The 7998-nt window shown below is 74.3% G+C and carries 6 protein-coding genes; 5 read left to right on the top strand and 1 reads right to left on the bottom strand.

Translation table 11 applies throughout. From position 1 onward, the window contains the following. Positions 1 to 56 precede the first annotated feature (56 nt). Complete coding sequence (locus tag ACSNOB_RS16645) at positions 57 to 1211, bottom strand: M50 family metallopeptidase (protein WP_436687464.1); 1155 nt, start codon at positions 1209 to 1211, stop codon at positions 57 to 59. An 82-nt stretch (positions 1212 to 1293) separates the two neighbouring features. Here ACSNOB_RS16645 and ACSNOB_RS16640 point away from each other — a divergent pair, with 82 nt between their 5' ends. From ACSNOB_RS16640 to ACSNOB_RS16620, 5 genes are all read left to right on the top strand, one after another. Further along, a complete protein-coding gene (locus tag ACSNOB_RS16640; RefSeq protein WP_436687463.1) occupies positions 1294 to 2205 on the top strand; it encodes a RecB family exonuclease in 912 nt (303 codons plus the stop codon). A 154-nt stretch (positions 2206 to 2359) separates the two neighbouring features. Further along, a complete protein-coding gene (locus tag ACSNOB_RS16635; RefSeq protein WP_436687462.1) occupies positions 2360 to 3559 on the top strand; it encodes a sensor histidine kinase in 1200 nt (399 codons plus the stop codon). A gap of 73 nt (positions 3560 to 3632) precedes the next feature. Beyond that, complete coding sequence (locus tag ACSNOB_RS16630) at positions 3633 to 4319, top strand: response regulator (protein WP_436687461.1); 687 nt, start codon at positions 3633 to 3635, stop codon at positions 4317 to 4319. 339 nt (positions 4320 to 4658) lie between these two features. Next, the gene (locus ACSNOB_RS16625) at positions 4659 to 5426 is read left to right on the top strand and encodes an ABC transporter ATP-binding protein (RefSeq protein ID WP_436687460.1); all 768 of its coding nucleotides are present in this window, start codon (positions 4659 to 4661) and stop codon (positions 5424 to 5426) included. Continuing rightward, complete coding sequence (locus ACSNOB_RS16620; RefSeq protein ID WP_436687459.1) at positions 5426 to 7975, top strand: ABC transporter permease; 2550 nt, start codon at positions 5426 to 5428, stop codon at positions 7973 to 7975. Before ACSNOB_RS16625 ends, ACSNOB_RS16620 begins: the two co-directional genes overlap by 1 nt. Positions 7976 to 7998 lie beyond the last annotated feature (23 nt).

Below are 7998 nucleotides of genomic sequence, written 5' to 3'. Positions count from 1 at the left end.
GGTGTGGGCGGGCACCCCGGTGCCCGGGTCGGCCGGGGCGGCGGGGGGAGTTGCGGTCACGTGTTCATCTTCCGTTGGGGTTCGAGGAGGCGAGCCAGATCCGCGATGTGCAGAATGCCGACGACATCTTCGCCTGAGGTCACCACGTACTGCGCGCCCGGGTGGGTCTGTACCGTCTCCATCACCCGCTCCCCGTCGAGCCCGACGGGGATGGCGGGCAGGTCGGCCAGGGACCGGGCGACCGCGTCGACGGCCAGCCACGGGCGACGTTCCGCCGGCACGGCGTCCGCCGCGGCGGGGTCGACCAGGGCGACCGGCCGGCCGGCGGAGTCGGTGACCACGAGCGCGGCGCCCGGCGTCGCGCCGTCGGCCCGGCGGCGCTGCGCCTCGGCCAGCGGCGTGCCGGTGGGCACGGCGAGCACCGGCCGGGACAGCCGGGACAGGTCGATCAGCGGGAAGCGTCGGCTGACCCGCGCCATCCGGATCGACTGCCCGGCGCCGCGCCAGAGGGTGAACGCGACCAGCAGCATCAGCGGCAGCGCGAGCGGCGCCAGGTCCCCGGTGAGGGTGAACAGGGTGACCAGCGCGGCGGTGCCGACGGCGACGGCACGCCCCACCCACCCGGCGACCTCGGTGCCCCGGTGCCGGTCGTCGGTGAGGGCCCAGACCGCCGCCCGCAACGCCCGGCCGCCGTCCAGCGGCAGCCCGGGCAGGCTGTTGAACACCGCGACGATGACGTTGCTCACCGCCAGCTGGAACGCGAGCTGGTTGGCCAGGGTGCGGTCGGGCAGGGCGAGGGTGGCGGCGACGGCGAGCGCGCCGAGCACGGCGGAGACGGCCGGGCCGGCGAGCGACACCAGCAGGTCGACGCGGGGTGACGGGGCGTCGCGGTCCATCTCCGTGTAGCCGCCGAGCAGCTCCAGGGTGATGCCGCGCACACCGATGCCGTACCGGCGGGCGGTGAGGGCGTGACCAAGCTCGTGCAGGAGCACCGAGCCGAGCAGGGAGACCACGAACCCGAAACCGATCAGGTAGCCGGCGAGCTGGGACAGGTCGAGCTGGCGACGGGCGAACTCCGCGTAGAGCACGGTCACCAGCAGGGTGAGCAGCACCATGGAGCTGTTGAGGTGCAGCGGCACCCCGAAGACCCGGCCCACGGTCAGGCCGGGCCGCGGGTCGGGCCGGCGCCGCGGTTGCCTCGTCTGCTCCACCGGATCGATGCTACGCGGCGGGAGATCATGCGCCGGAGCGGCGACGGCACAGCTGTCACACCGGTGCCCTAACCTTCCGGGCATGACGGCGGAACCGGTGACCACGCAGCAGCCCGCTTCCCCGGCCGAGGTGCCGGCGACCGTGCGGGCCTCGCTGTCGCCGTCGCGGGCGGCGGACTTCAAGACCTGCCCGCTGCTCTACCGGTTCCGCAGCATCGACCGGTTGCCGGAGCGCCCGACCGTCGAGCAGGCCCGCGGCACGCTGGTGCACGCCGTGTTGGAGCGGCTGTTCGACCTGCCCGCCGACGGGCGCACCCCGACCGCCGCGGGCGATCTGGTGGCCCCGCAGTGGGACCGGCTGGTCACCGAGCAGCCGGAGCTGGCGGGCCTGTTCGCCCACGGCGACGAGCCGGGGGGGGCCGAGTTCCTCCGCTCGGCCGCCGCGCTGCTGGAGGGCTACTTCGCGGTGGAGGACCCGCGCCGGCTGGAGCCGGCCGAGCGGGAGAGCCTGATCTCGGCGGTGGTCGACGAGGAGCTGCTGATCCGGGGCTACCTCGACCGGCTCGACGTGGCGCGGGACGGCGCGCTGCGGGTGGTCGACTACAAGACCGGCGGCGCGCCGCGGGAGGCGTTCGAGGCGCGGGCGCTGTTCCAGCTCAAGTTCTACGCGCTGGTGCTGTGGCGCACCCGGGGCGTGGTTCCCCGCGTGTTGCGGCTGCTCTACCTCAAGGACGCGGAGGTCTGCGACTACGCCCCGGACGCCGACGAGCTGCTCCGCTTCGAGCGCACGGTGGTGGCCCTGTGGCGGGCGATCGAGCAGGCGACCGCGCGGCAGGACTTCCGTCCCCGGCCGAGCCGGCTCTGCGACTGGTGCAGCCACCAGGCGCTCTGCCCGAGCTTCGGGGGCACCCCGCCGCCGTTCCCGACGCAGGGGGCGACAGATCCGCTGCGCGACGCCCGGTCCCGCCCGACGCCCCCCGGCGCCGACGAGTGATCCCGCCGCGCACGAGGGTGACGTCGGCCACACACCACTGCGGCCGGGCGCCCGGCCGGCCCCGAGGCGGATGAGCGGCTCTCCTCCTCAGGGATGAGGCGGGCCTCACCGTCGGCGACGATCAATCCGCCGTGGCGGCGGCTAGCGTCGCGGTATGACTTCGGGCCCCAAGGCGTGGCTGCGCCGGCACCCGCTCGCCGCGGACGCTCTCCTCGCCCTCGGGCTCGTCGCGGCGGAGGTGCTGCTCACCACGCTCACCCCCCGCGAGTACTGGCCGCCGCACCTGCTGGCGGCGCTGGGCTGGAGCGTGCTCTGCGCCGCGCCGGTGGCGTTGCGCCGGGTCGCGCCGTGGCCCGCCGTCGCCGCGGCCGTGGCGACGCTGGCGGTGCCCGCCCTGCTCGGCCTCGCGCCGGGCGCGCAGGGCCTGGCCTTCCTGGTGCTCACCTACACGATGGCCGCCACCCGGCCGCTGAAGACGGCGGTCGCGGCGGCGTCGGCGCTGTGGCTGCCGGTCGCGGCGGTGAGCGCCGTCGCGCCGCTGGACGGCGTGACCGAAGGCGTCGGCTCCGCGTACCTGGCGTTGAACAACCTGCTGATCGGGGCGGTGTCGTACTCGGTGGGGCGCGCCGTGCACGGGCGGCGGGCCGCCACCGAGGCGCTGCGGGAGCGGGCCCGCTCCGCGGAGGAGAACCAGCGCTCACTCGCCGACCGGGCGGTCGCCGACGAGCGTCGCCGCATCGCCCGGGAGCTGCACGACGTGGTCGCGCACCACGTCAGCGTGATGGGGGTGCTGGCCACCGGCGCCCGCCGGGTGCTGCCCCGGGACCCGACCGCCGCCGACGAGGCGATCGGCACCATCGAGGCGACCAGCCGGGCCACCCTGCGGGAGATGCGCCGGTTGCTGGACGTGCTGCGCACCGACGCCGAGCCGGCGGCCGACCTCGCCCCGCAGCCGGGCCTCACCGGCATCGAGGCACTGGTGGACCAGGTGCGCGAGGCGGGCCTGCCGGTGACGCTGCGGGTCGAGGGGACCCCGGGGGCGCTGGAGGAGGGGGTGGCGCTGACCCTCTACCGGATCGTCCAGGAGGCGCTGACCAACGCGCTCAAGCACGCCGGGGCGGCCACCGCGCAGGTGCGGCTGACCTTCGGCGACGGCACGGTCGGCGTCGAGGTGGCCGACACCGGGCGCGGCCCCGGTCCCGGCGGCGACCGGATCGGGCACGGCCTGGTCGGGATGCGCGAACGCGTCGCCCTCTACGGTGGGACCCTGCGCACGGGGCCACGCCCCGGCGGCGGCTTCCGGGTGTACGCGAGCATTCCGGTGGAACACCGTGGCGCGGCGGCGGTGGCGTGACCGGCCGGGGGGCGTACGCGACAATCGCGGGCGGGGCCCGCGGCGTGACCGGAGACCAGGACGGGGGCATCAGGTGACCGACGCGACACTGCCGGCGCGGCCGGTGCGCATCCTGCTCGCCGACGACCAGCCGTTGCTGCGGACCGGCTTCCGGATGGTCCTCGGCACCGAGGAGGACCTGGACATCGTGGCCGAGGCCGGCGACGGCGTCGAGGCGGTGGACCTGGCGCGCCGGCTGCTGCCCGACGTGGTCCTGATGGACATCCGGATGCCGCGCATGGACGGCGTCGCCGCGACCCGGGCGATCGTTGACGCCCGGCTGCCGGTGCGGGTGCTGATCCTGACCACCTTCGACCTGGACGAGTACGTGGTGGGGGCGCTGCGGGCCGGAGCCAGCGGCTTCCTGGCCAAGGACGTGCCGGCCGAGGACCTGGTCACCGCGATCCGCACCGTGGCGGCCGGGGACGCGGTGGTGGCGCCCCGGATCCTCAAGCGCCTGCTGGACCGCTTCGCCGGCGCCCTTCCGGACCCGGCGGCGGCCCCGCCGAAGGGCCTCGGCACGCTGACCGAGCGGGAGCGGGAGGTGCTGGTGCACGTGGCCCGGGGGCTGTCCAACGCCGAGATCGCCCGGGCGCTGTCGGTCAGCGAGACCACCATCAAGACCCACGTCGGGCACGTGCTGACCAAGCTGGGGCTGCGCGACCGGGTACAGGCCGTGGTGCTGGCGTACGAGTCGGGACTGGTCCGCCCACGGGCGTAGCGCCCCGCCGCGGCGCGGCGCGGCCCCGCGTACGCCGGGATCCGCCGACGGTCCGACACGGTTGCCGCCGTCACCTACCGTGACCGGCGGCGGGGCCGGGTGGTTGACCTTCACGCGGCGTCAGTGTGCAGGATCGGTCCCGCGCTGGCGGGAGGCGCTCGGCCGGCCGCCGGCTCAGGGGCAACCCTGAGCCGGGGTCGGGGGCACCCGCACCGCGAATTAGGCACCGGCTCCGACCGGAGTCGGACGGATCGGGGCTCAAGAGCACCGATGATGGGACTGCCGCGCCGGACCAGCGGGGGCGGCGCGGATCAAAAACAGACGGAAGAGGTAGATGACGTGACCGCGACGATAGGCCAGCAGGCGCAGGCCGCGGCCCGGGCGAACGACGTGTGGAAGGTGTACGGCAGCGGCGAGGCGCAGGTCATCGCGCTGCGCGGGGTCAGCGCGGAGTTCGAACGGGGCCGGTTCACCGCGATCATGGGCCCGTCGGGCTCGGGCAAGTCGACGCTGATGCACTGCCTGGCCGGGCTGGACTCGGTCACCCGCGGCACCGTGTCGATCGGTGACACGACCGTCACCGGCCTGGGCGACGCGGGCCTGACCAAGCTGCGCCGCGACAAGGTCGGCTTCATCTTCCAGCAGTTCAACCTGCTGCCGACGCTGACCGCGAAGGAGAACATCCTGCTGCCGCTGTCGATCGCCGGTCGCAAGCCCGACCCGGCCTGGTACGACACGGTGATCGCCACGGTGGGGCTGCAGGACCGGCTGGGCCACCGGCCGGCGCAGCTCTCCGGCGGGCAGCAGCAGCGCGTGGCCTGCGCCCGGGCGCTGGTCTCCCGCCCCGAGGTGATCTTCGCCGACGAGCCGACGGGCAACCTCGACTCCCGCTCCGGCGCGGAGGTGCTCAACTTCCTGCGCAACTCCGTACGCGAGCACGGGCAGACCATCGTCATGGTCACCCACGACCCGACCGCGGCCGCGTACGCCGACCGGGTGGTCTTCCTCGCCGACGGGCAGATCGTCTCGGAGCTGATCGAGCCGACCGCCGACACGGTGCTGGACACCATGAAGAAGCTGGACACGGTCGCCGAGGTGGCTCGCTGATGTTCCGGGCGACCCTGAAGAGCCTGCTGGCCCGCAAGGTCCGGCTGATCCTCTCCGGCCTGGCCGTGGTGCTGGGCGTCATGTTCGTCTCCGGCGCGTTCGTGCTCACCGACACGCTCGGCCGCTCGTTCGACGCGATCTTCGCCGACGCGTACGAGGGGGTGGACGTCAACGTCGCCGCCAAGCCGAAGATCGACGTAGCCGAGGCCGAGGGCATGCAGGTCGCTCCGCCGTTGCCGGCGGCGACCCTCGACAAGGTCCGGGCGGTGCCCGGCGTGGCCGAGGCGACCGGCGTGGTCGGCGTCGACGGGGCGCGGCTGATCGGCAGCAACGGCAAGGTCGTCGCCTCGTTCGGTCCGCCGCAGCTCGGCGAGAACTGGACCGGCGAGAACGACCTGGTGCAGCTGCGCGAGGGACGGGCACCGCAGGCCGACGACGAGATCGTGATCAACAAGGCGCTGGCCACGGCCGGGAAGGTGAAGGTCGGCGACCGCGTCGGCGTGCTGACCCTCCAGCCGAAGCGGGAGTTCACCATCGTCGGCGTCTTCGGCTACAGCGGCGGCCGGGACTCCATCGGCGGCGCCAACGAGATCATGTTCACCACACCCGTCGCGCAGCGGCTGATGCTCGGCGCGCCGGACACCTTCAGCAACATCACGGTCACCGCCGCCGGCGGGGTGTCGGAGGAGTCGCTGCGCGACGCCGTCGCCGCCGCCGTGGGCGCCGACTACGAGGTCAAGACCGGCGAGCAACTGTCCGAGGAGGCGGCGGCCAGCATGAAGGAGGCGCTGTCCTTCTTCAACCGGATCCTGCTCGGCTTCGCCGCGGTGGCGCTGCTGGTGGGCACCTTCCTGATCCTCAACACCTTCTCGATCATCGTGGCCCAGCGCACCCGCGAGCTGGCGCTGATGCGCGCCATCGGGGCCAGCGGCAAGCAGATCATCGGGTCGGTGGTGCTGGAGGCCGTCGCGGTGGGGCTGATCGCCTCGGTGCTCGGCCTCGGCGCGGGCATCGGCATCGGCGCGCTGCTGGCGTACCTGTTCAGCACCTTCGCCGGCGGGTTGACGCTGGCCGGCGTCGGCGTGCCGCTGTCGGCCGTCATCGGCGCGTTCGCCGTGGGCCTCGTGATCACCGTCGTGGCCGCGCTGCTGCCGGCGCTGCGGGCGTCCCGGATCCCGCCGATCGCCGCGATGCAGGACGTGGCCAACCCGGACCGCCCGCTGACCAAGGTCACCGTGGCCGGCGCGGTCGTCACCGCCGTCGGCGCCGGGCTGTTGGCCCTGGGGCTCACCGGCAACGCCGGCGGCAACACACTGGCCACCATCCTCGGCGGGGTGCTGTTCGCCTTCATCGGCGTGGCGCTGCTGACCCCGCTGATCAGCCGGCCGGTGGTGAGCCTGCTCGGCGCGATCTTCGCCTGGTCGGTGCCGGGCAAGCTGGGCCGGCTCAACTCCGGCCGCAACCCGCGCCGCACCGCCATCACCGCCGCGGCGCTGATGGTGGGCATCGCCCTGGTCACCGGGGTGACGGTGATCCTCGACTCGGCGAAGAGCAGCATCGGCGCGCTCGCCCAGGACACGCTCAAGGCGGAGCTGGTGATCTCCGGGGCGCAGAGCGGCCCCCGGCCGCCGAGCTTCGACCCGGCGGTGCTGCAGAAGGCCGCGGCGATCCCCGGCGTGCGCCTCGCCGACGGCGAGTACGGCGACATGGCCGTGGTCGGCGGCGAACGGACCTGGGTGGCGGCGAGCAGCGACGTCGCCGCGCTGCGGCAGATCTTCGGCGCCGAGGCCACCGCCGGCGACATCGACCGGCTCGCGCCGGACCAGATGCTGGTCAGCTCGGACACCGCCAAGGCGCGCGGCCTCTCCGTCGGCTCCCGGGTCCCGGTGCAGCTGTCGCGGGGCGAGGCGCAGACCTACACGGTGACCGGCATCTACGCCAGCTCCCAGCTGACGAACCCGGTGGTGCTGCCGCCGGAGGCGGCGCGCAACTTCACCATCCCGCAGCCGATCCAGGGGTTCATCCAGCTGGCCCCGGGCACCCGGGTCGCCGACGTGCAGCCGCAGATCGAGGCGCTGCTGGCCGACTCCCCCGAGGTGTCGGTGGCCGACCGGGAGGCGTTCATCGACCAGCAGACCGGCCAGCTCGACGGCCTGCTCACGATGATCCAGATCCTGCTGGCCCTGGCCATCGTGATCGCCGTGCTCGGCATCATCAACACCCTGGCGCTGTCGGTGCTGGAGCGCACCCGGGAGCTCGGGCTGCTGCGGGCCATCGGCCTGCGCCGGGCGCAGACCATGCGGATGGTCACCGTCGAGGCGGTGGTGATCTCGGTCTTCGGCGCGCTGCTCGGCGTCGCCGTCGGCGCCGGTCTCGGCGCGGCCGTGGTGGAGGCGCTCCGCGACGAGGGGATCACCGACCTGGTGCTGCCCTGGTCCCAGATGGGGATCTTCCTCGGCCTGGCCGCGGTCATCGGGGTGATCGCCGCCGTGCTGCCGGCGATCCGGGCCGCCCGGATCAACGTCCTGGGCGCCATCGCCCACGACTGATCCCGACGCGCGACGAGGGGCCC

The organism is Micromonospora sp. URMC 106 (assembly GCF_051386395.1).
GTDB lineage: Bacteria > Actinomycetota > Actinomycetes > Mycobacteriales > Micromonosporaceae > Micromonospora.
The sequence above is the reverse complement of the archived record's forward strand: the minus strand, read 5'-3'. Positions and strand labels throughout refer to the sequence as shown.

Excerpts from the sequence above, each read along its gene's own strand:
- ACSNOB_RS16640 (WP_436687463.1), top strand. The coding sequence starts at position 1,294 with ATGACGGCGGAACCGGTGACCACGCAGCAGCCCGCTTCCCCGGCCGAG.
- ACSNOB_RS16635 (WP_436687462.1), top strand. The coding sequence starts at position 2,360 with ATGACTTCGGGCCCCAAGGCGTGGCTGCGCCGGCACCCGCTCGCCGCG.
- ACSNOB_RS16620 (WP_436687459.1), top strand. The coding sequence starts at position 5,426 with ATGTTCCGGGCGACCCTGAAGAGCCTGCTGGCCCGCAAGGTCCGGCTG.